This is a genomic window from Klebsiella sp. HMSC16C06 (assembly GCF_001808325.1).
Classification (GTDB): Bacteria; Pseudomonadota; Gammaproteobacteria; order Enterobacterales; family Enterobacteriaceae; genus Klebsiella; species Klebsiella variicola.
In genome coordinates this window covers 663411-663780 of record NZ_KV793012.1, presented here as the reverse complement: position 1 = coordinate 663780, position 370 = coordinate 663411, and positions in this window count along the sequence as shown.

The window sequence follows — 370 nt, the reverse complement described above, 5'->3', positions numbered from 1 at the left end:
AGGGAGCGCACAGGGGGCGGCCAGTCGCCGCCGCTCCCTGTGCGCCCGGGCTCCGGCCAGCAACATCGCCACTGCGTGGTGCCTTCGACTTATCCCTGCAGGCTTCGGGTCGGGCCGAGGCAGCGTCCGTGCAAAACACGGCCCTCAGCCCGCATCCATGCGGGCTGCCCCGGCCTTCGGGAACGTCTCAGCGATGTTGAGGCCGCCAGCATCGGCAGTTTCAGCAACAATGGTGAATAAATTAACGGCAGGCCGCACGAATCCCAGGTCGGGTAAGCGAAGCGCCACCCGACAAAACAACGGCTGATTGGGCTATGGCGCCGGGCAGCGGGGACAGGGTGCGCTCTGTTGCCCTCACCCCGGCCCTCTC